Below are 25,750 nucleotides of genomic sequence, written 5' to 3'. Positions count from 1 at the left end.
TCCCGGACCGGCGAGCGTCCCCGGACGGGCCGCCCCCCGAACCGGTCACCGCCCCCCGAACCGGTCACCGCCCCGTGGACCGGCCACCGCTCCTGGTCCGGCGAGCGTCCCCGGACGGGCCACCCCCCGAACCGGTCACCGTCCCGTGGACTGGCCACCGCTCCTGGTCCGGCGAGCGTCCCCGGACGGGCCACCCCCCGAACCGGTCACCGCCCCGTGGACCGGCCACCGCTCCTGGTCCGGCGAGCGTCCCCGGACGGGCCACCCCCCGAACCGGTCACCGCCCCATGGACCGGCCAGCGCCCCCGGACTGGCGAGCGCGTCTGAACCGGTCACCGCCCCATGGACCGGCCACCGTTCCCGGACCGGCGAGCGTCCCCGGACCGGCGAGCGTCCCCGGACCGGCCACCGCCCCATGGACCGGCCAGCGTCCCCGGACCGGCCGCAGCGCCGGTCACGGTTGCCCCGGGGCCCGCGTCCGTCCGGGGCGGGCGGGCGCCCGTGAGCTTGCACGGGCGCGCCCGCCCCGGGCCGCTCCCGCGGGGGCGGGTCAGAGTTTGCGGAAGGTGCGGGCGTCGTCGGCCGCCGACAGCACCAGGTCGAGATCCGCCCCCGCGGAGGCCGTGACCACGGCCGCGACCGCGCCCTCGACGAACGGCGCGTCCGCGATCCGTACGCCCTCGGGCAGCGCGTCCGGTCCCGTGTCGGCCAGCAGCGTCTTGAGGGTGAGCACCGCGCTGCCCATGTCGCAGAGCACCACGACCCCCGCGCCCTCGTCGGCCCGTGCGACCGCCCGGCGGACGAGCTCCGAGCTGGTGCCGATCCCCCCGGCCTCCGCGCCGCCCGCGGGGACGACCGGCGAGGGGTCCCCGGCACCCACCAGATCCCGGGCCAAGTCGGCGGTGGATTGCGCCACTTCACGGCTGTGCGAGACGAGCACCACCCCGACCCGGCCCGGGCCGCGGCCGGCGCCCGCCCGAGCGGCCCCGGCGCCGCTCCCGGTTCCGGCCTCGGCTCCGGTTCCGGTTCCAGCCCCGGCCCCTGCCCCGGTTCCGACTCCGGCCCCGGTTCCGGCCTCGGCTCCGCTCCCGCTCCTGGTTCCGGTTCCGGCTTCAGAATCGGCTTCAGCCCCGGCCCCGGCCTCAGTTCCGGTTCCGGCCTCGGCCGCTGCCCCGACCTCGGTTCCGGCCTGGGCCCCGGCCCCGGCTCCGCTTTCGGCCCGGGCTCCGGGCTCGGCCTCGGTGCCGGCCCCGGTGCCGGACCCGGCGCCGGTCTGCCCGCCGGTTCCTGTGCCCGCACCCGTGGCGGTTCCGGTGGTGGCCCCGGCCTCCGGGGCGGGGCCGGTGGCCGCCTCGTGCAGGGCGGTGAAGAGCAGGGCCGTGGAGGTCGCGCCCGGATCCTGGTGGCCGATGCTCCGCTCGCCCAGATAGCTGGCCCTGCCGCGACGGGCCCGCATCGGGATCGTCGCCTCGGCCCCCTCCCGGGCGGCGCGGGCGGCCGCCGCCAGCGCGCCGGGCAGCGGCGTGCCCTCGGCGAGCGCCCGCTGGTACGCCTCCGCAGCCGGGGCGAGGGCGTCGACCATGGTCTTGTCCCCCGGGCCGGAGTCGCCGAGCCTCCGCACTCCGGCCACCGCGGCCGCCAGCGCCTCACCCAGCGCCTGCGGCGATACGGTCTCGTCCCCGCCGAGTGCCTTCGCGGCGCGGCGCAGCACTGTTCCGTAGAGCGGGCCGGACGCGCCGCCGACCTTGCCGATCAGATGGGTGCCGAATTCCTTGAGCAGGGCGCCCGGTGTCGTGGCGGCCGTGTACGCCTCGGAGGTCGAGGCGGAGTCGAAACCGCGCCGCATGTTGGAGCCGTGGTCGGCGTCTCCGATGGCCGAGTCGAGATCGGTGAGGTGGTCCGCCTCGCGCCGGATCGCGGCGGCGGTGAGGTCCAGCCAGCGGCGGAAGAAGGCGGTGTCGAGAACGGGGGCGGGGGAGTCCGGGGACGCGGTCATGAGTGGAAGGAACTCCTCGGTTCGCGGCGGCTGGTGCGGACCGGGGAGCCCGGCCCGTACGGAACCCGTCCAGTCTGGGGGCCGCGGGCCCGCCCGTCGACGGCGTTGATCGGCTTGTCGGCGCGCGTGTCGCGGCGCGCGCCGCCGTCGCGCGCCGCGCGGGTCCGCGAACGCGCCGCTTTCCGCGGCTGCTCCCCGGTACCGCTTTCGGCACCCGGCACCCGGCACCCGACGCCCGGCTCCCGGCACCCGACGCCCGGCTCCCCTCGCCGGCCCGAGCCCTCGCCGTTCGTCCGTCCGGCCGGCGTCATCCGCGGCGGCGGTCTTCGACGGGGTGGGCTTCCGCCCACCCGCCGGACCGGGGCGGATGAGGCAGCCGGTTCCGGTGAGGACCGTTGCCTTGCGCCGGGCGCGTTGGCGGCACCCGGCGCAGGTGCACCGCCGCGCCGGGTGAGGACCAGGCCCGTCCCGGCCGGCAGCCCGGTGCGCTCGGCGCCTCCTGGTGGAGAAGGTCCCACGGGTCGAGGCCGAGCTCCTGCACGGACCATCGGCGCCACGCTCACCCGTACGGCACCAGGCCGGCGGGGAGCGTCATACCGGCGGCCGGGCGGGCGCCGTGACGGGGCGCCCGCCGCAACGGGCGACACAGGACTGACGAACTGGCGGGCGGACACGTCGCCAAGGGTTGACGGAGTCGGGCGGGCGCATGGTGCCGGGCGCGCACCGACAGCAGTCAATTCCTCGTACCCGCAAGGGAGTTCACGATCCCGACGGTGCGGCTTTCGTCACGGCTCGCCACGCCGCCGGCGCCGGGTGTCCGCACAGGAGCGCGCACGCCGCGGCCGAGACCCGCGTACGACGCGTCCACCGGGGCGCGGGCGTCACGGGGCTCCGGCGGGAACGGTACGGGGACACGGCGGAGGCGATCGGGCTGCCGCGCGCCGGAGTGACCGGCGCGGGCGGTATGTGCTGCGTACGGTGCGGGCGGACGGTCCGGACGCATGGCCCGGGCGGTGCCCGGAGGGTCAGGCCCGGTGCCGCATCGGGGGCAGGCGGAACGGGCGCGAGCCGGGTCCGCCGATGTGCGAGAAGGGCTGGGTCCGCCAGTCCAGGCTCTGAGGGAGCGTCAGCAGCAGTGCGGCGTCCTGCTCCTGGGCGTCCAGCGAGTCGTCGGCCGGGGTCGCCTCGGTGATGTTCCGGCCGGTGCCCGGGCAGACGGTGAGACCGAAGGGATTCCACGGGCTCGGGCAGAGCGCGTGCTCCGGAAGGACCTCCTCGTCGGCGAGGAGCGCGATGGGCCGCGCACAGTCCGGGCAGGTCACCCGGAACATCTCGTAGGTCTCGTGGGTACTGTCCTCGTCGCCGTCGTCGGCCGCTTCGAAGTCCTGCGGCTCGAAGTCGGCGGCGACGGCGGTGGTTCGGTCGCGGTTGCCGCGACCAGGGCGCTTCAGGCTGCGCATATGTTCGTCTCTCCCCCTCGATGGGACGGTGAGGCACTGTGGCCTCGACCACAGCAGACTTTTCCCGCGCCCCGGCACGGGTAATCGCGGCACTTCCGCGGACCCGGCACCAATGGTGTGGTCTTCGTCACACGGGGCGGGCGCGGGTGGCTGACCTGCGGCGCAACGCCCCTGCGCACAGCGGGAGTCGGGGTTGCCGAACGCGGACGGGAACACCACGGGCGCACGCCGGGGCGCCGGCCCGCCCGCCTTTCCGGGCCGCGGCGTACGGGAGTCCGGGACGCCGCGCCGCCTCCCGTATGCCGGGAGGCCCGAACCGGGGCCGGTGAACCTTCCCGGCAGCGGAGCCGGCGCCGTGGCCGGGCATCGTGCCGCCGAGCGCGGGCGTGCGGCGGCCCGGGCCGCGCGGCTGCCACCGCACGCGTGCCCGAAAGCCGTGTGTCTCGCGGGGGCGGTGACGCTGTAGGTTCTAGCGCTGTGGAGGAACTGGACCGGCAGATCGTGGAACTGCTCGTCAAGGACGGGCGCATGAGCTACACCGACCTGGGCAAGGCCACCGGCCTGTCCACCTCGGCGGTGCACCAGCGCGTCCGCCGGCTGGAGCAGCGGGGGGTGATCCGCGGCTACACGGCGGTCGTCGACCCCGAGGCCGTCGGGCTGCCGCTCACCGCGTTCATCTCCGTGAAGCCCTTCGACCCCAGCGCGCCCGACGACATCGCCGACCGGCTCGCGGGCGTACCGGAGCTGGAGGCCTGCCACAGTGTGGCGGGGGACGAGAACTACATCCTCAAGGTCCGGGTCGCGACCCCCCTGGAACTCGAGCACCTGCTCAGCAGGATCCGCTCGCTGGCCGGGGTGTCCACCCGCACCACCGTCGTCCTCTCCACTCCGTACGAGGCGCGCCCGCCCCGGATCTGACCCCCGGGGCGCGCCGGGCGCCGCCGTGGGGCGACACTGGGAGCCGATTCCGCCCCGACGCGACCATCCGGTGAGGCAGCCCCAGTGAACGACCGCTCCCCCCTCCAGGCCGGCCGAGCCGGCCGGGCCGACGACGACCGCACCGTGCTGCTGCGCGGAGGGACGGTCCACAGCCCCGCCGATCCGTTCGCGACCGCGATGGTCGTCGAGCGCGGCCGGGTCGCCTGGGTCGGCTCCGAGGGGGCGGCGGACGCCTTCGCCGACGGCGTCGACGAGGTCGTCCGGCTCGACGGGGCCCTCGTCACCCCGGCCTTCACCGACGCCCACGTCCACCTCACCGCCACCGGGCTCGCCCTGACCGGGCTCGACCTCTCCGGCGCCCGCGGCCTCACCGAGGCGCTCGACCTCGTGCGCGCCCACGCCGCCGCCCGCCCCGGCGACCGGGTCCTGCTCGGCCACGGCTGGGACGCCGCCGCCTGGCCCGAGGGCCGGCCCCCGTCCCGTACGGAACTCGAGGCGGCGACCGGTGGCCGGCCGCTCTACCTCAGCCGCGTGGACGCCCACTCGGCCGTCGTCACCGGCGCCCTGCTCGACCGGGTCCCCGGCGTCACCGGCCTCGCCGGCTTCCGGGACGACGCGCCGCTCACCGAGGACGCGCACCACGCGGTGCGGCGCGCCGCCCTCGCCGCCGTCACCCCCGGCTCCCGCGCCGACGCCCAGCGCGCCGCCCGCGCCCACGCCGCCTCCCGGGGCATCGGCTCGCTCCACGAGTGCGCCGGGCCCGACATCTCCGGCGAGGACGACTTCACCGCGCTGCTCGGCCTCGCCGCCGCCGAGCCCGGCCCGCGCGTCGTCGGCTACTGGGCCGAACCCGTCGCGAACGCGAAGGGAGCCGAGAGGATCCGGAGCCTGGGGGCCGCCGGCGCGGCCGGTGACCTCTTCGTCGACGGCTCCCTCGGCTCCCACACCGCGCACCTCCACGAGCCGTACGCCGACGCCCCGCACACGGGTGCCGCCCACCTCACCGAGGCCGAGGTCGCCGCCCATGTCACGGCCTGTACCGAGGCCGGACTCCAGGCCGGCTTCCACGCCATCGGCGACGCCGCGCTGAGCACCGTCGTCGCGGGGATGCGGGCCGCCGCCGCGAAACTCGGGCTCGACCGGGTGCGGGCCGCACGGCACCGCGTCGAGCACGCCGAGATGCTCACCCCAGAGACGATCGCCGCCTTCGCCGAACTGGCCCTCACCGCCTCCGTGCAGCCCGCGTTCGACGCCGCCTGGGGCGGCGAGGACGGCATGTACGCGCGGCGGCTCGGCGCCGGACGGGCCCGGACCCTCAACCCGTACGCCGCGCTGCTGCGCGCCGGGGTGCCGCTCGCGTTCGGCTCCGACAGCCCCGTCACCCCGTTCGATCCGTGGGGCACCGTGCGGGCCGCCGCCTTCCACCGCACTCCCGGGCACCGCATCACCGTGCGCGGGGCCTTCACCGCCCACACCCGGGGCGGCTGGCGGGCGGCCGGACGCGACGACGCCGGAGTCCTGGTCCCCGGGGCGCCCGCCGACTACGCGGTGTGGGAGAGCGGCGAACTCGTCGTCCAGACCCCGGACGAGCGCGTGGCGGCCTGGTCCACCGACCCCCGCTCCGGCACCCCCGGCCTGCCCGAACTCCTGCCCGGCGGACCGCTGCCGGTGTGCCTGCGGACGGTCGTGGGCGGGCGTACGGTCTACACCCGCCCGAACGAGTGATGTGCCGGGGTGCCGTCCGGGTGCCGCGCGGCGAGGCGGCCCGGGCCGGTCTTTCCGCCACTACCTGCGGATCTTCCCCGCTGACCTGCTGGGTTGTCATAACGACGCAAGTCGGACGAGTGTTGACAGCAAGCGGTCGGCGGCCGGTAGGTTCGGCCGCGTCCACCACAGGACGTCCGACCGGGGAATCTCCGCGCAGTCGTCGAGCGCCGCTGGGCCACGGGTGGTGCACCGGCACGGTGTGCCGCCACTGGGAGCCAGGTCCAGCCACCGCGCCACGGGGACGGGGGAGGATTCCGGCCGGTCGGCAGGTGCGACCCGGGTGGGGCCCGGACGCTCAGTAGACAACGGCTTCGGTCGGCCCGCAGCCAGCGGGTCCCGGGTCGGCCCGAAGGGCACCGGGCCCCGCCGTAGCGCCTCCCGCTGGGGCCCCGCCGTTCCGGCGGCCGGATCCGTCCCGGCTCTCCGCCCATGGGTCCGCGAGGCGCTTGCTCTCCCACAGCCCGTCCGGGCACCGCCGCCCCACGGCTCCGCCGCCCCGCGCCCCTCACGCAACGGGGCCTGGCGGCACTCGGCTCCGCGGTCCCGCCCCGGCCCTTTCGAGGCTCCCCGCCCCGGTGGCCTGGCGGCTCCCCGCCCGGCCGGCCGCCGTGGTCTTGCGGTTCCGTGCCGTGGTGCCGTGGTCCGGACGCTCGTCAGCCCCTCGGCCCCGGCCGTGGATCCGCGCTTTCGTGGTGCCGGCCGGGCCGTCAGGGGGTCCCGCGCCCTCCGGCCGGGATCCGGGCGCCTCGCGGCTCCGCACCCCCGTCCACCTCCCCGCGCACATCACGGGCGCCGGCCCGCGCGATGCCCGCGGGCCCCGGACCCGGCCGGGAAGAACCCGCAGGACTCCGCCTTTCGGGGGACGGCGGGGTACCGTCACCTCATCACCGCACGACCTGCAGGAAGGCACGCCACCGTGCATTCGGGCCCCGCCACAGACACGGACCGCCCCTCCGGGGACCGCCCGCCCGCCGAGGGCGCGGCGGATTCCGGCCGGGCCGGCGCCGGGCGCCGGCCCGGTGCGGGGCCGGCGCCGGAGCCCGGTGCGGCGTCGGAAGCGGAGACCGCGGGGCAGGCCGCCGGGGCCGGTGCGCCGTCCGGGGCCGGGTCCGCCCCGGCCGTCGCGGAGAGCGGCCCCGCGTCCGGTGCGGAGCCGGGCCGGACGGGCGCCGGGAGCGCCGCCGCGGACGGCGGAGACGCCGCCGCTCCGGCCAGGGCGGGGCGGCTGCGCCGGGCGGGGCGGCTGGTGCGGCGCGAGGCGCCCCGGAGCGCGCTCGCCGCCGTGAGCGGGCTCGGACTGGCCCTCGCCTTCCCGCCGTACGACCTGTGGCCCCTCGCCCTGCTCGCCGTCGCCGCGCTGGGTCTGCTGACGCGTGGCCGCACCGCGCGCCAGGGGGCCTGGACCGGGTTCGCCTTCGGACTGCCCTTCTTCTTCCTGCTGCTGCGCTGGCTCCATGTGATCGGCTACGACGCCGTGTTCGGGCTCTCTGTCATCGAGGCGCTGTTCCTGAGCGCGCTCGGAGCGGGGCTCGCGCTGACTTCCCGGCTGCCGTGGTGGCCGCTGTGGGCGGCCTGCCTGTGGGTCGCCGAGGAGTGGGCGCGGGACCGGCTGCCGTTCGGCGGTTTTCCCTGGGGACGGCTCGCGTTCGGCGTCACCGGCTCGCCCTATCTGCCGCTGGCCGCGCTCGGCGGCGCGGTGCTCGTCACCTTCGCCGTCGCCCTGAGCGGCGCCCTGCTCGGCTCGGCCGCCCTGGCGCTCGCGCGCGGGCTGCGGACCGGGCCGCGCGCCCGTCCGGACGAGACCGGCGCGGAGAGCCGGGACGGCGCGGCCGGTTCGGAGAGCCAGGACGGCCCGGAGGGCACGGTCGGCACGGAGAACCAGGACGGTCCGGACAGCACGGCAGGTGCGCGGCCGGATCCGCGCACCGGCCCTTCGGGCCGCCGAGTCCGCCCGGCCGGCCGGACCGGGCTCCCGCGGGCCGTCCCGCCCGCCGCGCTGGCCCTCGCCGCGGCGCTGGCCGGCTACGCGGTGCCGGTGCCCACCGAGCCCGACGACACCGCCCGGATCGCCGTCGTCCAGGGGAACGTCCAGCAGCCCGGCATGGACTTCCTGGGCCGCCCCATGCTGATCCTCAACAATCACGTCGAAGCCACCCTCGACCTGGCCCGGGATGTCGAGGCCGGCCGGGAGGAGCGCCCCGACCTCGTCATCTGGCCGGAGAACGCCTCCGATCTCGACCCCTTCCGCTACCCGGAGGCGGGTGCCCGGATGGACGAGGCGGCCCGCGCCGTCGGCGTGCCCATCCTCGTCGGCGCCCTCGTCGACCACCCGACCAAGGAGGGCTACGTCGAGAACCAGGGCATCGTCTGGGATCCGCAGAGCGGCCCCGGCGCCTCGTACACCAAGCAGCACCCGGTGCCGTTCGGCGAGTACGTGCCCTTCCGCGACCAGCTCAGCAAGGTCATCACCCGGCTCCAGCGGGTGCCGCGCGACTTCTACCCCGGCGAGACCACCGGCGTCCTGCAGACCGGCCCGGCGCGGCTCGGCGATGTCATCTGCTTCGAGGTCGCGTATGACGAGATCGTCCGCGACACGGTCAACGCCGGGGCCCGCGCGCTCGTCATCCAGACCAACAACGCCACCTACGGCCGCACCGGGCAGCCCGAGCAGCAGCTCGTGATGTCCCGGCTGCGCGCCGTCGAGCACGGCCGCGCCGTCGTCACCGCCGCCACCAGCGGCATCAGTGCCGTGGTGCGGCCGGACGGTGTGATCGACCAGCGCACCGAGGAGTTCACGCGTGACGTGATCACCGCGGACCTGCCGCTGCGCGACGACACGACCGTCGCCGACCGGATGGGAGCGGCGCCCGAATGGGTGCTCGCTATCGTGGGCCTCCTGTCCTGCGCCGCCGCGATCGCGCTCGGCCGGCGGGGACGTACGGACCGGAGGGGATAGCAGTGGCAGACGGCGGACAGCGGCGATACGGCCCGCTCGGCACGGTTCTGGTGATCATTCCGACCTACAACGAGGCCGGCAACATCAAGCCGATCGTGAGCCGGGTGCGGTCCGCCGTCCCCGAGGCCCATGTCCTCGTCGCCGACGACAACAGCCCCGACGGCACCGGCAAGCTCGCCGACGAGCTCGCCGCCGGGGACGAGCACGTCCACGTGCTGCACCGGAAGGGCAAGGAGGGCCTGGGCGCCGCCTATCTCGCCGGCTTCCGCTGGGGGATCGAGCAGGGGTACGGCGTCCTGGTCGAGATGGACGCCGACGGCTCGCACCAGCCCGAGGAACTGCCCCGGCTGCTCACCGCCCTCAAGGGCGCCGATCTGGTGCTCGGCTCCCGCTGGGTGGCCGGCGGCCGGATCGTCAACTGGCCCCGCTCCCGCCAGCTGATCTCGCGCGGCGGCAGCGTCTACTCCCGGCTGCTGCTGGACGTCCCGGTGCACGACGTCACCGGCGGCTACCGCGCGTTCCGCGCCGAGACGCTCAAGGGGCTCGGCATGGACGACGTGGCCTCGCAGGGCTACTGCTTCCAGGTCGACCTGGCCTGGCGGGCGGTGAAGGCCGGCTTCCACGTCGTCGAGGTGCCCATCACCTTCGTCGAGCGGGAGATCGGCGACAGCAAGATGAGCCGCGACATCTTCGTCGAGGCGCTGTGGCGGGTCACCGCCTGGGGCGTCGGTTCGCGGGCGCAGCGCGTCCTGGACCGCGTGGGCGGCCGCGGGGCCCGCCGGCGGGAGGGCTGAGGCCGCCGGGCCCGTCCGGCGCGTGCCACGGCACCGGCCCCCGGCTCCAGCCCCCGGGCGCGCCGCGCCGGGAGCTCCGAGTCAGGTTTTCGCCCGGACCGCAGGGGCATTCGGGGTGCATGGTACAAATCGGCTACACCATGCTGACCGAGCAGGCCGGGCCGCGTGAACTCGTCGGGCATGTGGTCCGTGCCGAGGAGGCGGGGTTCGACTTCTCCGTCACCTCCGACCACTACTTCCCCTGGCTGAAGAGCCAGGGCCACTCCCCGCACGCGTGGACGGTGCTCGGGGCCGCCGCCCAGGCGACCTCCCGCATCCCGCTGATGACCTACGTCACCTGCCCGACGATGCGCTACCACCCGGCGGTCGTCGCGCAGAAGGCGGCGACCCTGCACCTCCTCTCCGAAGGCCGGTTCCGGCTGGGCCTGGGAGCGGGGGAGAACCTCAACGAGCACATCACCGGCGGCGGTTGGCCCGCGGCGGACGTGCGGCACGAGATGCTCGAAGAAGCCGTGGACATCATCCGCGCGCTCTTCGCGGGCGGTTACGTCAACCACCGCGGCACCCACTTCGACGTGGAGTCCGCCAAGGTCTGGGACCTCCCGGACGAGCCCCCGCCCATCGGCATCGCCGTCTCGGGCGACCAGTCCTGCGAACTCGCGGGCCGCCTCGCGGACTTGGTGATCGCCGTCGAACCGAAGCCGGAACTGCTCGACGCCTTCGACCGGTACGGCGGCGCGGGCAAGCCCCGCGTGGGACAGGTGCCGGTCTGCTACGACCCCGACCGGGAGACTGCGGTGCGCCGGGCCCACGAGCAGTTCCGCTGGTTCGCCGGCGGCTGGAAGGTCAACGCCGAACTGCCCGGGCCGGCCTCCTTCGAGGCGGCCACGCAGTTCGTCCGCCCGGAGGACGTGGCCGCGTCCATCCCGTGCGGTGACGACGTCTCCGCCTTCGTGGAAGCCGTACGGCCCTTCGCGGAGGCCGGGTTCACCGAGGTGGCCCTGGTGCAGATCGGCGGCGAGAGCCAGCACGCCTTCCTCGACTGGTCGGAGAAGACCCTGCTGCCCGCACTGCGCGAGGCGCTCTGACCCACTTCCGCAACGGAACTCCCGGCCGGGTCCTTCTTCCGGCCGGGAGTCCCGTGTCGTTTGCGGTTGTGTCGTTCGGTTGAGTCGTCTCGGCCGGGGCCGACCGGCGTATGGGTCCGACGGCCTGTCAGCCCGGCGTTTCCTCGGGCTCGGCCTTGTCGTCCTCCGCGGGGCGCTCGTCGCGCCGCCGCGCACCCGCCTCGTCCGGGTCGGGCAGATTCTCCCGTGAGGAGTCGGCCGACTCGGCCGGAATCTTTCCCTCCCACTTGTCGGCGGCCGCGTCGCGGCTGCCGACCTGCTGGTCGGGCAGGTCCCGGGGGACGGCGTGGCCGCCCGCCCCGGGTTGTTCGGAGCGTCGTTCCGCCATGTCCGGGTCCTCTCTCTCGTGCCGGATCCAGTCCTGGATCCCCTGGATCCTGTTCCGCGCGGGTACCCGCGCCGGTACCGGTCATGCGGTGTGACGGCGGCCCGGGCTCCTCGCCGGCCCGTCCCGTTCCGGCCTTCAGGCCGCGGTACGGGCGCGCCGGCGCGCCCGCTCGCGGCGCCGGTGCATCGGACGCCGTTCGTCCTCGGAGGTGCCGCCCCAGACCCCCGAGGTCTGGCCGGTCTCCAGGGCCCAGTCGAGGCACGCGTCCATGACCGGGCAACTCCCGCACACCGCCTTGGCCGCCTGCTCCTGGCGCAGGGCCGGGCCCGAGGTGCCGACGGGAAAGAACAGGTCTGGGTCGGTATCGCGGCACGCCGCGTTCAGACGCCAGTCCATGAGTGCCACTCCGTTCGGTTCGTAGGAGGTTCTGATCGGATGCGCTCTGTGTCGGTCCTTCTGCGCGTACCCGATGCCGGACCCCCAACGCGTCCGTCCCGCCGCCCGGCTCGCGCGATCCGCCAGGCACACTGGAGGCATGACGACCGGCGTACCGCACCGACAGGAACCGCCCCCGGGCCGAGGCCCCGGATCGACCGCCGCCCGGCCCCGGCGCTCGCGGCTCCGGACCTTCGCACCCCTGGCCGTGGCCGCCTGGGTGGTGCTGGAGATCTGGCTGCTGACCCTGGTCGCCGACGCCTTCGGGCCGCTCGGCGTCGTGCTGCTCCTCCTCGCGGGCCTGGTGTTCGGCGCGTACGCCGTGAAGCGGGCCGGCCGGCGCGCCTGGCAGGGGCTCACGGAGAACCTGCAGCGCGGCACCGCGCCGGGGACGCCGCAGGCCGAGGGGAGCAGGGCGAGCGGCAACACCCTGCCCATGCTCGGCGGGTTGCTGCTGATGCTGCCGGGGCCGGTGTCCGATGTGGCGGGCCTGCTCTGCCTCTTCCCGCCGACCCGGGCGCTGCTGCGCCGCTCCGCCGAGCGCTCGCTGAGCCGGCGGATGTCCGCGGCGGGGCGGGGCGGTCTCGGCGAAGCCTTCCAGCAGGCCAGGATGCACCGGCCCGACGGCAAGGTCGTCCAGGGCGAGGTCATCCGCCGCGAGGGCGGGGAGGACGGAACCGGGGGAAGCACCGGACGCCGGGACGGCCCCGGGCGCGAAGGAGACGGGGAGGGGCGCGACGAGGACACGGATGGCCGGGGCGGCCAACCCCCGCTGCCCCGCTGACCGCTGAGCGGCGCCGCCCGGCCCGCACAACGCGGCGCACGGCACACGAAGGACCCGGACCACCATGCGATGGTGGTCCGGGTCCTTCGTCTCTGTACCGCTGTACCTCTGCCGCGCGGGCCGTGCCGCCGTTGTCAGGCGGACTTGCGGTTGTCCCGGGGATGCACGGCGATGTTCATCGCACCGGAGCGCAGGACCGCCAGCCGCTCGGCCAGCACCTCCTCCAACTCCTCACGGGTACGCCGCTCCATGAGCATGTCCCAGTGCGTCCGCGCGGGCTTGCCCTTCTTCTCCTCAGGGCCTTCGCCGTCCACGAGCAGGGCCTGGGCCCCGCACACCTTGCATTCCCACTCCTGCGGAATCTCCGCCTCAACCGAGAACGGCATCTCGAATCGATGGCCGTTCTGGCATGCGTACTCCACCGCCTGGCGCGGTGCCAGATCGATGCCGCGGTCGGTCTCGTAGCTGGTCACCACAAGTCGCGTGCCGCGGAGAGCTCGCTCACTCATGAATTGTGCCTCCCGGGCTTGTCGCCCACAGGACAGATGTCGCTGTCGTCGTCATCCGGTCAACGTCCGGTCGGCGGTAAAGATTCCCGTTGCGGGACATGCGTCGCCCGTCGTGCCGCCCCTTGTTGTACCCACCATGGCCCGGTTTGTCACATCTGGCAGGAGATGTCACCCAGTGTTTCTCCTGGTTCAGCTTGCAGTAACGGTCCGCCCTCGTGGGCAAAGGCGTACACTACCGGTCCACCGCCGCCCGCGTTAAATCCGGTCCGGTACCGGGTTCCCCGCGGCCGCCACCGCACGCCGTACGGGCAGCCGCGCCAGCAGCAAAAATCCGAGCGCGAAGAAGAGCACCAGCGAGATGATCGCGTCCCGGTAGCTCCCCGTCAGCTGATACGTCACACCGAACAGCAGCGGGCCCAGCCAGCTTGTTCCCCGGTCGCTCATCTCGTACGCCGAGAAGTACTCGGCCTCCTTGCCGCGCGGCACCAGATGGGAGAAGAGGGACCGCGACAGCGCCTGGCTGCCGCCCATCACGAGCCCGATCGCCCCCGCCAGCGCGAAGAACCACACCGGCGCGCCCGCGGGCAGGAAGTACCCGGCGGCGACCGTCAGGGTCCAGGCCCCGAGCGAGCCGAGGATGGTCCGCTTGGTGCCGTACCGGGCGGCCAGCCGGCCCATGCCGAGGGCCCCGAAAACGGCGAGGACCTGCACCAGCAGGATGGCGAGGATCAGCGTCGTCTGGTCCAGGCCCAACTCCTCCGATCCGTACACCGACGCCTGCGAGATGACCGTCTGCACACCGTCGTTGTAGAGGAGATAGGCGACGAGGAAGAGCAGGGTCAGCGGATGCCGCCGCATGTCCCGGAGGGTGTCGCGGAGTTGGCGCCAGCTCTGCCCCACCGAACCCGTCCGCGCGGGGCCGCCGCCCCCGGCGGCGCCGGTCGTGGCGGGGAGGCCGGCCGCCGGGGGCCGGTCGCGGAGCCGGCGCAGCGGGACGATCGCGAACAGGCCCCACCACAGCCCGGCCGAGGCCAGGCAGATCCGTACCGCCATGCCCTCGGAGATCCCGAGCGAGGCATGGCCCGTGTACAGCGCGAGATCGGCCAGCAGGACGAGCGCGCCGGAGGCGTAGCCGAAGGCCCAGCCCTTCGAGGAGACGGCGTCCCGCTCCCCGGGCCCGGCGATCTGCGGCAGGAAGGCGTTGTAGACCACCATGGCCACCGAGAACGAGGCGTTGGCCATGACCAGCAGGAAGCCGCCCAGCAGATAGCGGTCGCCGGAGAGGAAGAACATGCCGGTGGTCGCCGCCGCGCCCGTGTAGGCGAAGAGGGCCAGCATCGGCTTCTTCCGGCCGGTGCGGTCCGCGATCGCCCCGGCCAGCGGCATCACCAGCACCGAGACCAGCACCGACAGCGACACCGCGTACGCGAAGTAGGAGCCCGCCCGCACCGGTATGCCCAGCGGGTGCACATAGCCGCTCGCGTCGGCCGCGGCCCGGGCGACCGCCGTCAGATACGGGCCGAGGAACACGGTGACGACGCTGGTGGAGAAGACCGAGACCGCCCAGTCGTAGACGTACCAGCCGCGCTGCTCCCGCTTGCGCTCGGCCGCCGCGGCGGGGCTGTCCGGCACGCTCGCCGGAGGGGCGCCGCCCGCCGTGCCGGCGCCTGCCGCCCCGCCGCCCGCCGTGCCGGGGAGCGCGGTGATGTCCGCGTCCCCGGTCCCGCCCGTGGTCTCCGCGCTCATGCGGCCCCCTTGCCCCTGCCCGTCGCCGCGGGGGTCGCGCCGCCGGGGCCCGCCCGGGTCAGGCCCAGGCGCCTCGTTCGGTCAGCACCGTGCGCAGCGTCTCGATGTGATCGGTCATGATGCCATCCACCCCGAGGTCCAGGAGCGCCGCCATCCGTCCGGCGTCGTTGACCGTCCAGACGTGCACCTGCAGGCCCAGGGCGTGCGCGGCCCGTACGAAGGCCCGGTCCACCACCCGCAGCCGCCCGTGCCACTCCGGCACCTGGACGCAGACGGCGCTGGGGCGGGAACGGGCCGGCAGCCGGTACGACCGCAGCCGCAGACCGAGGACGCCCCGGGTGCCGAGCGAGGTCGCCAGGCGCGGGCCGCCCAGGTGCTGGGCGCGGGCCACCCGCGCCTCGGAGAAGGAGCCGACGCACACCCGGTCCCAGGCGCCGGTCCGGCGCACCAGGGCGATCAGCGGGTCCAGGGCCGCCCCGGCCTTCACGTCCACGTTCCAGCGGGCCTCCGGGAACTCCTCCAGCAGCTCCTCGAAGAGCGGCAGCGGCTCCGTTCCGGCCACCCGCGCCCGCCGCACCCGCGACCACGGCTGCCCGGCTATCGCGCCGCGGGCGTCGGTGACCCGGTCCAGGGTCGCGTCGTGGAAGGCGACCAGCGCGCCGTCCGAGGTGGCGTGCACATCCGTCTCCAGATAGCGGTAGCCCGCGGCCACCGCCCGCCGGAAGGCGGCCGCGGTGTTCTCCAGGCCGTCCGCCGCACCGCCGCGGTGGGCGAAGGCCAGGGTGGCCGGGTGGTCGAGGAAGGGATGGCGCACGGCCGGGTTCGGTGTCACGGCGGCAGTATCGCCGCCGGTCGCCGGGCCGCGGACACCGGGCGTCCCGGCTGCCGTGCGGGGAGGCCTCAGCCGGCCTCGCGGCAGCCGGTCTCCGGATCAACGACCGGTGAGCTCCCCGGCCGCGGCGTGCCGGTCGGGCCCGTCCCGCCGGCCGTCCCCCGGCTTCCTGTGCCGGTCGTTCCGGTCGTCCCGGTCGCCGGGCCTGCCGTGTCCGTCGTCTCCCCGGGCACCACGACGGGCCCCGGGACCGTGAACACCCGCAGGAAGAACTGCGCCAGCGGGCCGATGGCCAGCGCGTACGCCACCGTGCCCACGCCGACCGAGCCGCCGAGCGCGAACCCCGTGGCCAGGACGGCCAGTTCGATGCCGGTGCGGATCAGCCGCAGCGAGCGGCCGGTGCGCCGGTGCAGCCCCGTCATCAGCCCGTCACGGGGGCCGGGGCCGAAGCGGGCCGCGATGTAGAGACCGGTCGCCACCCCGTTGAGGACGATCGCGGCGGCCAGCAGCGGGATCCGCACCGCCATCGCCCGGACGTCCGGTGCGAGGGCGAGCGTGGCGTCCATCGCCAGCCCGATCACCACCACGTTCGAGACGGTGCCGAGGCCCGGCCGCTGCCGCAGCGGCACCCAGAACAGGAGCACCGCCGCCCCGGTGAGGATCAGGACCGTCCCGATCGACAGCCCGGTGCGCTCGGCGACCCCCTGGTGGAAGACGTCCCACGGGTCGAGGCCGAGCTCCGCGCGGACCATCAGCGCCACGCTCACCCCGTACAGCACCAGGCCGGCATAGAGCTGGACAAGCCGCCGGGTCAGCCGGCGATCCCCCGTCGTGGACACGTGGACTCCCTGATGGTGGTGGGCGAGTGGTGACACTGGCCTGGCGCGTGGCAGTCTGTGGCGTGGGACCTTCGCGGTTCCACGGCCAATTCCGGGAAGGTGGACCGCAAAGATGAGCCAGTGGACCTCGGCGGTGGGGGCCGCACAGCTCGCCCGGCTGCTCCGCTCCCAGAACCACGGAGGCAACGGCGGGGCGGCCCCGGCCGGCCGCCGGGCCCCGGTCTACCGCACCCTCGCCGACGGCGTGCGGCTCCTCATCCACGAGGGCCGGGTCCCGGTCGCCGCCCGGCTGCCCGCCGAACGGGAACTGGCCGCGGCGCTCTCCCTCAGCCGCACCACCGTGGCCTCCGCCTACGAGGCTCTGCGCGCCGAGGGTTTCCTGGAATCACGGCGCGGCGCCGGGAGCTGGACGGCCGTCCCCGCGGGCAGCCCGCTGCCGACCCGTGGCCTCGACCCCTTGCCGCCGGACGCCGCCGAGACGATGATCGACCTCGGCTGCGCGGCCCTGCCCGCCCCCGAGCCCTGGCTGACCCGCTCCGTCGAGGGGGCCCTCGGCGAACTGGCGCCCTACGCCCACACCCACGGCGACTACCCGGCAGGCCTGCCCGAGCTGCGTCGGGTCCTCGCCGACCGCTACACCGCACGCGGCATCCCGACCATGCCCGAGCAGATCATGGTCACCACCGGTGCCATGGGCGCGGTCGCCGCCATCACCCATCTGTTCGCGGGGCGGGGGGAGCGGGTGGCCGTCGAATCGCCCAGCTACGCCAACGTGCTGCAGCTGATGCGCGAAGCGGGCGCCCGGCTCGTCCCCGTCGCGATGGCCGACGGGCTGGCGGGCTGGGACCTGCCCGCCTGGCGCGGGGTCCTGCGCGACGCCGCTCCGCGCCTGGCCTACGTGGTGGCCGATTTCCACAACCCCACCGGGGCGGTCGCGAGCGAGGAGCAGCGGCGGCAGCTGGTGGCCGCGGCCCGCTCGGCGGGCACGGTGCTCGTCGTGGACGAGACGATGGCGGATCTGCGCCTGGACGCGGACTTCGCACTGCCGCGCCCCGTCGCCTCGTTCGACCCGGCGGGCAGCACCGTCGTCACCGTCGGCTCGGCCAGCAAGGCGTTCTGGGCCGGGATGCGCATCGGCTGGGTGCGCGCGGCGCCGGAGATCATCCGGTCCCTGGTCGCCGCCCGCGCCTACGCCGACCTCGGCTCGCCCGTGCTGGAGCAGCTCTCCGTCAGCTGGCTGATGCGCGGCGGCGGCTGGGACGAGGCCGTGGAGATCCGCTGCCGGCAGGCCCGGGAGAACCGGGACGCGCTGGTCGCCGCGGTGCGGCGGCACCTGCCCGAATGGGAGTTCTCCGTGCCGCACGGCGGGCTCACCCTGTGGGCCCGTACCGGCGGCCTGTCCGGCTCGCGCATCGCGGAGGCGGGGGTGCCGCTGGGGGTCAGGGTGCCCTCCGGGCCGCGGTTCGGCGTGGACGGGGCCTTCGAGGGCTACGTCCGGCTGCCGTTCACGGTGGGCGGCGCGGTGGCCGACACGGCCGCGGCCCGCCTCGCGCAGGCGGCCCGGCTGGTGGAGACGGGGGCGACCGGCGCGGCCGCCGCGGCGGACTCGCGGAGCCTGGTGGCCTGACGGCCGGCCCCGGGCGGCCGGGGCGCCGCCGGCCCGCGGCCGCCGTGCCGGCCGCGGCCGCCCGCCCGCGCCGGTCCGGTCACGCCCCCGTGACGGACGACGGCTCCGGGAGCAGGGCCAGCACGGCCAGCCGGTCGGCCTCCGCGCAGTCCTCGTCGTACGGGTCCGGGGTCGCCGGGACCTGCAGCCGGTGCACCGGGCCGTGGCCGAGCCGCGCGTAGCCCCGCCCGGGCGGGACGTCCGGCGGTGGTGTGGTCTCCGGGGGAGCGCCGAGCGCCGCCGCGATCTCCTCGGGCGCGGCCGGGCCGAGCACCACCCGGGCCCGGGTGTGCGTCCGTACCGTCCCGTCCAGGGAGTCGACGCCGTCGAGGTGGTCGGCCACGACGACCGTCACCTGCGCGGCCCGGCCGTGCCGCAGCGGCACGTGCAGCAGTTCCTGCGGGTCGGGACGCCCCTCCGAGGCGGCCAGTTGGCTGAGCGCGGCCGGGCGGTCGACGAGGATCCACAGCCGGCGCCGGACGTCCTCCGGGACCGGGTCGCCGGTCCGGCGGGCCTCGTGCACGCGGAGCAGCCGCCGCTCCGTCTCGTGCGCCGCCCACTCCAGGACGGCCAGGGCGCCGCTGAGACCGCATTCGACGGCCGGGACGCCGCGCCGGCCGGCCAGGCAGGCGTACTCGCCGCCGCCGCTGCCGTCGACCACCAGGACGTCGCCGTCGCGCAGCGCCTGCAGGGCGATGGAGCGGAGCAGGGTCGTGGTGCCGCTGCCCGGCCGGCCGAGGACGATCAGATGCGGCTCGGCGGAGCGCGGGCCCGTCCGCCACAGCACCGGGGGGACGTCCGCCGCGTCCTCCAGCGCGTCGCCGCGGACGGCGGGCAGGGTGCGCCGGACGCTCTCCGGACCGGTGAAGCCGAGCACCGTCTCGCCCGGTGCCGTGACGAAGGGCTGGGCGCGGATGTCGTCGGGGAGGGGCGGGAGGACGGTCGCGGTGAGGACGTTGCCCTCCTCGTCCCAGTCGAAGAGGTACTCGCGCCCGCGTCCGCACTTCGCGAGCAGCACCTGTTCGATCCGGGCCCGGAATCCGGGCTCGCCGTCGGTGAAGTACGGCGGGTAGCGCAGTTCGAGCAGGACGGGGCGGCCCGTGTCGTCGAAGGCGTGGTCCAGGAAGACGGCCTCCCAGTCGCCGCCGTGCGCGTAGAGGGGATCGGGGTCGTCCTCCGCGCGGAAGTAGGGGACCAGCGCCTCGTACAGGGCCCGGAGCCGCTCCGCCTCCGCCTCGGCCGGGCCGTCCTCCCCGGCCCGGTCGCCGCGCCCTGCCCAGGCGGCCGCCGCCATCATCGCCGCCACGGCGAGCAGCGGCCCGTGCGGGGCCAGGGCCACGGCCGTCACCCCGGCGGCGGCCAGCAGGAGAGCCGGGCCGCGCCGGTCGCGCGGGGTCCGCGCCCACCGGTGCCGGCCGGCGGCGGTCAGCCGGCGCAGTCCCCGGCCGATGACGATCAGGGGGTGCAGCACGTCCGCCGTGTTCTCGGCGGCCGCGCGCAGCAGTTCCCTCCCGCGGTGGAACGGAGCGCTCCCGGCGCTCGGTACGGGGACGCGGGGGAGGGGGCGCCGGGCCACGTTCGCTCTCCTGGGGGTCGTGCCGCTGACGCGGGCGGGCCGCCGCGGCCGGAGCGGCCACCCGCCCGCGTCTCAGAACCGGATGTTGTCCAGCAGGCTGGCGAGGCTGGCGCCGCCCGCCTTGATGCTCGGCGCGAGCGCCGTGCCGGCCAGATAGAAACCGAAGAGGGCGCAGACCACCGCGTGGGAGATCTTGAGCCCGTCCTTCCGGGTGAAGAGGAAGACGATGACACCGAGCAGGACGACGCCCGAGATGGACAGAATCATGGTGTTCTCCTGGCTGTGGGGACGGTTACCACGAGTGCTTCCAGATTCACATCAAGTGTCCGGCCCGGCGAAGGCGCAAAGGAGTGAAGACGCCGCCGCCTCCCCGGCCGGACCCGCCCGCCGCACGGGCCGGACCGGCGTCGTCCCGCGGCGGCCGTGTCCTCCGCGGCCGGGGCCGTGATCAGCCCAGTAGGGTGGCGGATCACTCGTACGGGCGTGGGCCCGGGAAGAGGGAGCGACGGATGAACGACCCCGGAGCGGGCGAGCCGGCCGGCGAGGCAGGGCCGGGACCGGTGGACGACGAGGTGATCGAGCTCGCGGGCCGGATCTTCGACCTGGCGCGCGCCGGTGACGCGGAACGGCTCGCCGCCTATCTCGACGCGGGGGTGCCCGCGAACCTCACCAACGACAAGGGCGACACCCTGGTCATGCTGGCCGCCTACCACGGCCACACGGCCGCGGTGGAGGCCCTGCTCGCCCGGGGTGCCGACCCGGACCGCGCCAACGACCGGGGCCAGACCCCGCTGGCCGGTGCGGTGTTCAAGGGCGAGGACGGCGTGGTGCGCGCCCTGCTGGCGGGCGGCGCCGACCCGGCCCTCGGCACCCCCTCGGCGGTCGACACGGCCCGGATGTTCGCCAAGACGGAACTGCTGAAGATGTTCGGCGCCACCTGACCGGCCCGACTGGCCTGACCGCCCCACCGGCCCACCGGCCGGGGCCGCCCGGGTTCCACGGCCGGTGACCTCCGTCAGCCGGCATCGCCGGATCCGGCGGCGTCAGCGCTCTCCGCCGCCCCCGCTGCCCGCCGCCCTCCGCCGCCGGTTTCCACGGCCGGGCCCCGCACGGCGCACGGAAAAGCCCCGAGGGGTACGCCGCCGCTCTCGGTACCATCGACAGCCGGCCGGGAAGAGCGGCGCGCGGAGATTCCGCCGCCCATGGCGGGGGAGGGGAGTGGCGGTGCTGGACGAGGTGACCGCGCTCCGCTACGTCATGCCCCTGCGGGCCGGCGGCTCCGTCCCCGGCGTCGTTGAGACCGACGATCTCGGGACCTACGTCGTCAAGTTCACCGGCGCCGCCCAGGGGCGCAAGGCGCTGGTCGCCGAAGTGCTCGTCGGTGAACTCGGCCGCCGGCTGGGCCTGCCGGTGCCGCGGCTCGTCCGGGTCCGGTTCGACCCGGCCGTCGCCGCCGGGGAGCCCGACCGGGAGATCCAGGACCTGCTGCGCTCCAGCGCCGGGCTCAACCTCGGCATGGACCTGCTCCCCGGCGCCCGCGACTGGACCCCGGCGGAGCTCGTCCCCGGCCCGGCCGAGGCGGGGCGGATCGTCTGGTTCGACGCCCTCACGGGCAACGTCGACCGGACCTGGAACAGCCCCAACCTGATGGTCTGGCACGGGCGGCTGTGGCTCATCGACCACGGTGCCGCCCTCGTCTTCCACCACCGCTGGGACCGGGCCCCGGAGCACGTCGCCAAGCGCTACCCGTTCACGGGCCACGCGCTCGGCCCGTACGCCCCTGACGTCGCCGCGGCCGGCGCGGAGCTGGCGCCGCTGGTCACCGCGGACCTGCTGCGCGAGGTGGCCGCGCTCGTCCCCGACGCCTGGCTGGCGGACGAGCCCGGCTTCGCCTCGCCCGCGGAGCTGCGCGAGGCCTATGTGACGCATCTCGCGGCCCGCGCGGCCCGCGCCGCGGAGTGGTTCCCCGAGGACTTCGCCACCCCCGAACAACTGCGCCGCGCGGAGGCCGACCGCGCCGCCGCCACCCGCGCCGGCCGCCCCGCCTGGCTCCGCCACATCCCCGGCTGAGACCATCCGCACGCCCCGCCGGGGCATCCCCTCCGCATCCCCTCCGCCCGACGGGGCAGAGCTCTGACAGCGGGGCGCGCGCGACGATCACTGCTCCCCGCACACGGCCGACGAGGACGCGCCCCGGCACGGGCGCGCCGGAGGAGGGGACCCATGCCGCTGACCGATCTGCCGCTGGACCAGCTGCGCACCTACCGCGCCGGGACATCCGAGCCCGCGGACTTCGACGCCTTCTGGGCCGGCACCGTCGCCACGGCACGCGGCGCGGCGGGCGGCGGCACGGCCGAGTACCGGCCCGTCGAGGAGCCCCTCCTCACCGCCGTGGAGGTCTTCGACGTGCGGTTCCCCGGCTGGGGCGGCCAGCCGGTCGCCGCCTGGCTGCTGCTGCCGCGCGGAGCGCGCGAGGCGGGCGGACGGCTGCCCGCCGTCGTCCAGTACCTCGGATACGGGGGCGGCCGCGGGCTGCCTCTCGAACACCTGGTGTACAGCGCCGCCGGGTACGCCCACCTCGTCGTGGACAGCCGGGGCCAGGGCCACGACACCCCCGATCCCGACCCGGTGCCCGGCACCCAGTACGTCGGCGGCTTCATGACGCGCGGCATCGACGACCCCGAACACCACTACTACCGGCGGCTGATGACGGACTGCGTCCGCGCCGTCGACATGCTGCGCGAGCACCCAGTCGTGGACCCGGACCGCGTCGTCGTGGCCGGTGTCAGCCAGGGTGGCGGGCTGGCGCTGGCCACCGCGGCCCTCGCCGGGGACGCGGTGGCCGCGGCGCTCGTGGACGTCCCGTTCCTGTGCCACTTCCGGCGGGGCGCGGAGCTCGCGGCCTTCGGCCCGTACCCGGAACTGGCCGACTACCTCGGCCGGCACAAGCGCGTCGACCCCGAGCGGGTCTTCGGCACCCTCGACTACTTCGACGGCGTCCACTTCGCTCCCCGGGCCGGCGCGCCCGCGCTGTTCAGCGTCGGGCTGATGGACCCGGTCTGCCCGCCCTCCACGGTCTACGCCGCCCACAACGCGTACAAGGGCGACCGGGAGATGCGGGTGTGGCACTTCGCCGACCACGCCGGCGGCGGCGCCTCCCAGACGGAGGAGCAGCTGCGCTGGCTCGCCGACCGCGGACTGGCCCCCTGACCGGCCGGGCGCCGGGACTCCGGCATCCGGGCGCCGCGCCGGACCGCGCCGCCGCGCGGCACTTCACCACGCCGCCACGCGGTACCGCCGTGCCGCGCCGCGCGGTACCCCCGCCTCGGTGCCCGGGATGGCGTCCCGCCCGGTGGCGCAGCCGGTCATGTATCCGCAACGCGCGGGTTGCCCCGCCGCGTCGGGGGGCTCGGTGCCGCCCGGCCCCTGACGGCAGGCCGGCCGGGTGCGGTGCGGGAGCCGAGTCCCGGCCTCGCGCCCCGGCGCGCTGCCTGCAGAAACGCATCGGGCGGGACGGCTCGCACGACGAGGCGGGACACGGCCGTGCCCGGTCCCGGTGTCCGATCCGTACAAGACCCCGGGGCGGCCCCGTGCCTACGGTGCGCGCATGACACCTCGTTTCGACGCCGTGAGCCTGGTCGTGGCCGATCTGGCCGCCTCCCTCGCCTTCTACCGCCGCCTCGGCCTGGACATCCCCGGGGACACCGGCGCGGGCCCGCACGCGGAAGCCGTCGTGCCCGGCGGCCCGCGGCTGCTCTGGGACACCGCCGAGAGCGTCCGGTCCTTCGACTCGGACTGGACACCGCCGAGCGGCGGCCACGCGATCGCCCTGGCCTTCGCCTGCGACACACCGGAGGAGGTCGACGCGGTGTACGCGGACTTCGCCGCGGCCGGCCACGGCGGCCTCCCGCCCTGGGACGCCGCCTGGGGCCAGCGCTACGCCACCCTGACCGACCCGGACGGCAATACGGTCGACCTCTTCGCCCCAATCCCCGCCACCAAGGGCTGACCCCACGGAGCCGCAGGGGCCGCCCGCGACCCGGCCGCCGCCTCTTCCCCGGGCGGGACGAACGCCACGGGGGACGGGCGCCAGGCGGGATGGGTGCCACGGGAACGGGTGCCATGCGGGGCGGGCACGGGGATGGGTGCCAGGCGGGGCGGAGGCCATGCGGGACGGGCGCCACGCGGGACAGCGCCATGGAGGGGCGAGACCGCCCGATGGTGCCCGGTGCCCGGTGCCCGGAGCCCCGTCCGGCCTCCCCGCCGAGTCCGCGCGGAGCGGTCGGCAGCCCCGGAAGGCGGCCCGCGCCCCGTCAGCCGGACGGCGGCGGGGCCAGGAGCCGTGTCGGCGGCAGACCCGTCAACGTCCGGACGTCGCGGGTGAGATGGGCCTGGTCGGTGTAGCCCGCGAGCACGGCCGTCTCCGCCAGGGGACGGCCGGCCCGGGCCAGGTCCAGGGCCCGGTTCATCCGCAGGATCCGCGCCAGCGTCTTCGGCCCGTAGCCGAAGGCGGCCAGGGAGAGCCGGTGCAGACCCCGCGCGCCGAGCCCCGTCCGTCCGGCGACCTCGGCCACGGGCAGCCCCGCGCGCAGTCCCGCGACGACCGCCGCGCGGCGCGGATCGGCCGGGTCCGCGCCGCGCAGCGCCTCCGCCGCGGCCCGCTCCAGTACCCCCGCCGGGTCGGCCGCCTCCGCCGCGCGCTCGGCCAGCCGCCGTATCTCCGCCGCCGGGCGGAGCGCGGCCAGCGGGAGCCGCCGGTCCCTCAACTCCCGGGCGGGTACGCGGAAGACGTCCGGCCCGGTGCCGGGCGGGAACCGCAGGGCGGTGTAGCGGGTGCCGGGCCGGGCGGCCGGCAGATGGGCCCGGGTGTCGGGCCCGGCGACCACCAGCTCCGTGCCGTCCCAGATTAGATCGGTGCAGCCGTCGGGCAGCACCCGCTGCTGCCGGACCCCCGCCGTGAGGGACCAGACGACGGCCGGAACGCGCGCGGAACGTCTCTCCTCGTACACCGGGCCAGCCTCCCACGGGGCCGGCCCCGCACGCGGATGGCGGAGCCCGTCACCCGCACGGCGGCGAGGCGCCGCGACGCGCCGTGCTTCCCCCGGCACCCCCTGTCACCTGCGCCGATACGGCAGACGCGGGACCCCCGGCTGCTCCATTGGCGGGACCGTGAACGCCGCCGCGCGGCGCGCGCTTGACGGCCCGTCGGGCTTGCATGGTGCCGACGGCGCGGAGCCCGAGCGGACGCGGGTCCGCCTCCCGCCGGAAGGAGCACTCACATGCGCATCATCTCCCGCCTTCTCGCCACCACCGCTCTGACCGCGATAGCCCTGGGGGGTGCCGCCACGGCATCGCAGGCCGACGGACACCCGGACTCCCGGATGAGGATCAGCCCGCACATGCCGAAGGCGGGGTCCCATGTGGTCATCAGCGTGAAGAGCGGGTGCGAGGACCGCCGGATGACCGCCAAGTCCTTCGGGCTCGCCCATGAGGTCACCCTCCACCGGCAGGGCCACCGCTCCTTCGCCGGCAGCGGCAAGGTCAAGGCCGACGCCAAGCCCGGCCGCACCTACTGGGTGCGGGCGCACTGCCGGAGCAGCGGAGACGCGGTCGTGGGCCACTTCACGGTGGGCCACCACGCGTGGCGCGGTTCCCACGCCGGTGAGGGCGGCAGCTCCGGCGGCAACGCCGGCACGGCCGTGGCCGGCACCGGGCTGGTGGCGCTGGCCGCAGGCGGCTCCGTCCTGGCGCTGCGCCGCCGCCGCGACGACACGGCCTGACGCCGTGCCGCGCCGGCGCGGGCCCTGACCGGCCGGCGGTTCCCGCGGTACGGCCCGTGGTACGTCCCCGCTCCGCCGCGGGGGCGTACCACCCGGCCGTCCCCTTCCGCCCCGGCCCCCGTTATGTTTTTCGCGGTCCTGCAAGAGGGCCGCTGGCCTCCGGGCCCGGCATGACTGTGTCCCCCTGTCGATGGGATGACCTGGGGGGTGGTGTCA

At 75.9% G+C, this 25,750-nt stretch carries 23 protein-coding genes and 1 pseudogene; 12 read left to right on the top strand and 12 right to left on the bottom strand.

Features of this window, described 5'->3' with window-relative positions:
- Nucleotides 1-550: 550 nt before the first annotated feature.
- The 3 genes and pseudogenes from IF83_RS35085 to IF83_RS0126015 form a co-directional block, all read right to left on the bottom strand.
- Entirely contained in the window at nucleotides 551-940 is a 390-nt protein-coding gene (locus tag IF83_RS35085) for a PTS-dependent dihydroxyacetone kinase phosphotransferase subunit DhaM (protein ID WP_279617234.1), read from the bottom strand.
- A 399-nt stretch (nucleotides 941-1,339) separates the two neighbouring features.
- A pseudogene (gene dhaL, locus IF83_RS35080) lies at nucleotides 1,340-1,996 on the bottom strand (dihydroxyacetone kinase subunit DhaL); the annotation flags it as partial.
- A 1,025-nt stretch (nucleotides 1,997-3,021) separates the two neighbouring features.
- On the bottom strand, nucleotides 3,022-3,456 hold the full coding sequence (locus tag IF83_RS0126015) for a hypothetical protein (protein WP_030548202.1): 435 nt from the start codon (nucleotides 3,454-3,456) through the stop codon (nucleotides 3,022-3,024).
- Between the two features lie 477 nt (nucleotides 3,457-3,933).
- On the opposite strand from IF83_RS0126015, the gene IF83_RS0126010 reads away from it, so the two are divergent.
- The 5 genes from IF83_RS0126010 (at nucleotide 3,934) to IF83_RS0125990 (ending at nucleotide 11,000) form a co-directional block, all read left to right on the top strand.
- The gene (locus IF83_RS0126010) at nucleotides 3,934-4,374 is read left to right on the top strand and encodes an Lrp/AsnC family transcriptional regulator (RefSeq protein WP_030548200.1); all 441 of its coding nucleotides are present in this window, start codon (nucleotides 3,934-3,936) and stop codon (nucleotides 4,372-4,374) included.
- Nucleotides 4,375-4,572: 198 nt separating this feature from the next.
- Nucleotides 4,573-6,120: an amidohydrolase gene (locus tag IF83_RS0126005; RefSeq protein WP_107046883.1), complete on the top strand. Its 1,548-nt coding sequence runs from the start codon at nucleotides 4,573-4,575 to the stop codon at nucleotides 6,118-6,120.
- Nucleotides 6,121-7,444: 1,324 nt separating this feature from the next.
- The gene (lnt, locus tag IF83_RS0126000; protein ID WP_394297378.1) at nucleotides 7,445-9,118 is read left to right on the top strand and encodes an apolipoprotein N-acyltransferase; all 1,674 of its coding nucleotides are present in this window, start codon (nucleotides 7,445-7,447) and stop codon (nucleotides 9,116-9,118) included.
- 2 nt (nucleotides 9,119-9,120) lie between these two features.
- A complete protein-coding gene (locus IF83_RS0125995) occupies nucleotides 9,121-9,912 on the top strand; it encodes a polyprenol monophosphomannose synthase (RefSeq protein WP_030548190.1) in 792 nt (263 codons plus the stop codon).
- A 119-nt stretch (nucleotides 9,913-10,031) separates the two neighbouring features.
- Nucleotides 10,032-11,000, top strand: coding sequence for an LLM class F420-dependent oxidoreductase (locus IF83_RS0125990; protein WP_030548188.1), 969 nt, complete (start codon nucleotides 10,032-10,034; stop codon nucleotides 10,998-11,000).
- Between the two features lie 127 nt (nucleotides 11,001-11,127).
- Here the strand turns inward: IF83_RS0125990 and IF83_RS0125985 are convergent, their stop codons facing one another.
- Nucleotides 11,128-11,367, bottom strand: a complete 240-nt coding sequence (locus IF83_RS0125985; protein ID WP_051723422.1) for a hypothetical protein — start codon at nucleotides 11,365-11,367, stop codon at nucleotides 11,128-11,130.
- A gap of 135 nt (nucleotides 11,368-11,502) precedes the next feature.
- Nucleotides 11,503-11,763 (bottom strand): WhiB family transcriptional regulator, encoded by a 261-nt coding sequence (locus IF83_RS0125980; protein WP_030548185.1) that lies wholly within the window; start codon nucleotides 11,761-11,763, stop codon nucleotides 11,503-11,505.
- Nucleotides 11,764-11,902: 139 nt separating this feature from the next.
- Here IF83_RS0125980 and fxsA point away from each other — a divergent pair, with 139 nt between their 5' ends.
- A complete protein-coding gene (gene fxsA, locus IF83_RS0125975; RefSeq protein WP_078843877.1) occupies nucleotides 11,903-12,586 on the top strand; it encodes an FxsA family membrane protein in 684 nt (227 codons plus the stop codon).
- Nucleotides 12,587-12,720: 134 nt separating this feature from the next.
- Here fxsA and IF83_RS0125970 read toward each other — a convergent pair whose 3' ends face one another.
- The 4 genes from IF83_RS0125970 to yczE form a co-directional block, all read right to left on the bottom strand.
- On the bottom strand, nucleotides 12,721-13,095 hold the full coding sequence (locus IF83_RS0125970; protein ID WP_030548181.1) for an RNA polymerase-binding protein RbpA: 375 nt from the start codon (nucleotides 13,093-13,095) through the stop codon (nucleotides 12,721-12,723).
- Between the two features lie 255 nt (nucleotides 13,096-13,350).
- The gene (locus IF83_RS0125965; RefSeq protein ID WP_078843876.1) at nucleotides 13,351-14,841 is read right to left on the bottom strand and encodes an MFS transporter; all 1,491 of its coding nucleotides are present in this window, start codon (nucleotides 14,839-14,841) and stop codon (nucleotides 13,351-13,353) included.
- A 58-nt stretch (nucleotides 14,842-14,899) separates the two neighbouring features.
- Nucleotides 14,900-15,673: a glycerophosphodiester phosphodiesterase family protein gene (locus IF83_RS0125960; RefSeq protein ID WP_030548178.1), complete on the bottom strand. Its 774-nt coding sequence runs from the start codon at nucleotides 15,671-15,673 to the stop codon at nucleotides 14,900-14,902.
- A gap of 68 nt (nucleotides 15,674-15,741) precedes the next feature.
- Nucleotides 15,742-16,512 carry a membrane protein YczE gene (gene yczE, locus IF83_RS0125955; RefSeq protein WP_244177211.1) on the bottom strand — a complete coding sequence of 257 codons (771 nt, stop codon included), beginning with the start codon at nucleotides 16,510-16,512 and terminating at the stop codon, nucleotides 15,742-15,744.
- Between the two features lie 112 nt (nucleotides 16,513-16,624).
- Here yczE and IF83_RS0125950 point away from each other — a divergent pair, with 112 nt between their 5' ends.
- On the top strand, nucleotides 16,625-18,139 hold the full coding sequence (locus IF83_RS0125950) for an SCO1417 family PLP biosynthesis transcription factor (RefSeq protein WP_030548176.1): 1,515 nt from the start codon (nucleotides 16,625-16,627) through the stop codon (nucleotides 18,137-18,139).
- A 79-nt stretch (nucleotides 18,140-18,218) separates the two neighbouring features.
- Here IF83_RS0125950 and IF83_RS0125945 read toward each other — a convergent pair whose 3' ends face one another.
- Nucleotides 18,219-19,754, bottom strand: a complete 1,536-nt coding sequence (locus tag IF83_RS0125945) for an ATP-binding protein (RefSeq protein ID WP_030548175.1) — start codon at nucleotides 19,752-19,754, stop codon at nucleotides 18,219-18,221.
- A gap of 72 nt (nucleotides 19,755-19,826) precedes the next feature.
- Nucleotides 19,827-20,021 carry a hypothetical protein gene (locus IF83_RS0125940; protein WP_019708524.1) on the bottom strand — a complete coding sequence of 65 codons (195 nt, stop codon included), beginning with the start codon at nucleotides 20,019-20,021 and terminating at the stop codon, nucleotides 19,827-19,829.
- Between the two features lie 242 nt (nucleotides 20,022-20,263).
- Here IF83_RS0125940 and IF83_RS0125935 point away from each other — a divergent pair, with 242 nt between their 5' ends.
- The 4 genes from IF83_RS0125935 (at nucleotide 20,264) to IF83_RS0125915 (ending at nucleotide 23,763) form a co-directional block, all read left to right on the top strand.
- Nucleotides 20,264-20,695: an ankyrin repeat domain-containing protein gene (locus IF83_RS0125935; RefSeq protein ID WP_051723420.1), complete on the top strand. Its 432-nt coding sequence runs from the start codon at nucleotides 20,264-20,266 to the stop codon at nucleotides 20,693-20,695.
- 283 nt (nucleotides 20,696-20,978) lie between these two features.
- On the top strand, nucleotides 20,979-21,824 hold the full coding sequence (locus IF83_RS0125930; protein WP_030548171.1) for a HipA family kinase: 846 nt from the start codon (nucleotides 20,979-20,981) through the stop codon (nucleotides 21,822-21,824).
- A 153-nt stretch (nucleotides 21,825-21,977) separates the two neighbouring features.
- Complete coding sequence (locus IF83_RS0125925; RefSeq protein ID WP_030548170.1) at nucleotides 21,978-22,964, top strand: acetylxylan esterase; 987 nt, start codon at nucleotides 21,978-21,980, stop codon at nucleotides 22,962-22,964.
- 397 nt (nucleotides 22,965-23,361) lie between these two features.
- On the top strand, nucleotides 23,362-23,763 hold the full coding sequence (locus IF83_RS0125915; RefSeq protein WP_030548169.1) for a VOC family protein: 402 nt from the start codon (nucleotides 23,362-23,364) through the stop codon (nucleotides 23,761-23,763).
- A gap of 304 nt (nucleotides 23,764-24,067) precedes the next feature.
- Here the strand turns inward: IF83_RS0125915 and IF83_RS0125910 are convergent, their stop codons facing one another.
- Entirely contained in the window at nucleotides 24,068-24,763 is a 696-nt protein-coding gene (locus IF83_RS0125910; RefSeq protein ID WP_030548168.1) for a helix-turn-helix domain-containing protein, read from the bottom strand.
- Nucleotides 24,764-25,033: 270 nt separating this feature from the next.
- On the opposite strand from IF83_RS0125910, the gene IF83_RS0125905 reads away from it, so the two are divergent.
- Nucleotides 25,034-25,534, top strand: coding sequence for a hypothetical protein (locus IF83_RS0125905; RefSeq protein ID WP_030548167.1), 501 nt, complete (start codon nucleotides 25,034-25,036; stop codon nucleotides 25,532-25,534).
- Nucleotides 25,535-25,750: the final 216 nt, after the last annotated feature.

This window comes from Streptomyces albus subsp. albus (assembly GCF_000719865.1).
Classification (GTDB): Bacteria; Actinomycetota; Actinomycetes; order Streptomycetales; family Streptomycetaceae; genus Streptomyces; species Streptomyces albus_E.
Note: the sequence above shows the minus strand (reverse complement) of the source record. Positions and strands in the feature narration are given on the sequence as shown.

Bases quoted from the DNA above. Each gene is read 5' to 3' on its own strand.
- IF83_RS0126015 (WP_030548202.1), bottom strand. From the start codon at position 3,456: ATGCGCAGCCTGAAGCGCCCTGGTCGCGGCAACCGCGACCGAACCACC.
- IF83_RS0126005 (WP_107046883.1), top strand. From the start codon at position 4,573: ATGGTCGTCGAGCGCGGCCGGGTCGCCTGGGTCGGCTCCGAGGGGGCG.
- IF83_RS0125990 (WP_030548188.1), top strand. From the start codon at position 10,032: ATGGTACAAATCGGCTACACCATGCTGACCGAGCAGGCCGGGCCGCGT.
- IF83_RS0125985 (WP_051723422.1), bottom strand. From the start codon at position 11,367: ATGGCGGAACGACGCTCCGAACAACCCGGGGCGGGCGGCCACGCCGTC.
- IF83_RS0125980 (WP_030548185.1), bottom strand. From the start codon at position 11,763: ATGGACTGGCGTCTGAACGCGGCGTGCCGCGATACCGACCCAGACCTG.
- fxsA (WP_078843877.1), top strand. From the start codon at position 11,903: ATGACGACCGGCGTACCGCACCGACAGGAACCGCCCCCGGGCCGAGGC.
- IF83_RS0125970 (WP_030548181.1), bottom strand. From the start codon at position 13,095: ATGAGTGAGCGAGCTCTCCGCGGCACGCGACTTGTGGTGACCAGCTAC.
- IF83_RS0125965 (WP_078843876.1), bottom strand. From the start codon at position 14,841: ATGAGCGCGGAGACCACGGGCGGGACCGGGGACGCGGACATCACCGCG.
- IF83_RS0125950 (WP_030548176.1), top strand. From the start codon at position 16,625: ATGAGCCAGTGGACCTCGGCGGTGGGGGCCGCACAGCTCGCCCGGCTG.
- IF83_RS0125940 (WP_019708524.1), bottom strand. From the start codon at position 20,021: ATGATTCTGTCCATCTCGGGCGTCGTCCTGCTCGGTGTCATCGTCTTC.
- IF83_RS0125935 (WP_051723420.1), top strand. From the start codon at position 20,264: ATGAACGACCCCGGAGCGGGCGAGCCGGCCGGCGAGGCAGGGCCGGGA.
- IF83_RS0125925 (WP_030548170.1), top strand. From the start codon at position 21,978: ATGCCGCTGACCGATCTGCCGCTGGACCAGCTGCGCACCTACCGCGCC.
- IF83_RS0125915 (WP_030548169.1), top strand. From the start codon at position 23,362: ATGACACCTCGTTTCGACGCCGTGAGCCTGGTCGTGGCCGATCTGGCC.
- IF83_RS0125905 (WP_030548167.1), top strand. From the start codon at position 25,034: ATGCGCATCATCTCCCGCCTTCTCGCCACCACCGCTCTGACCGCGATA.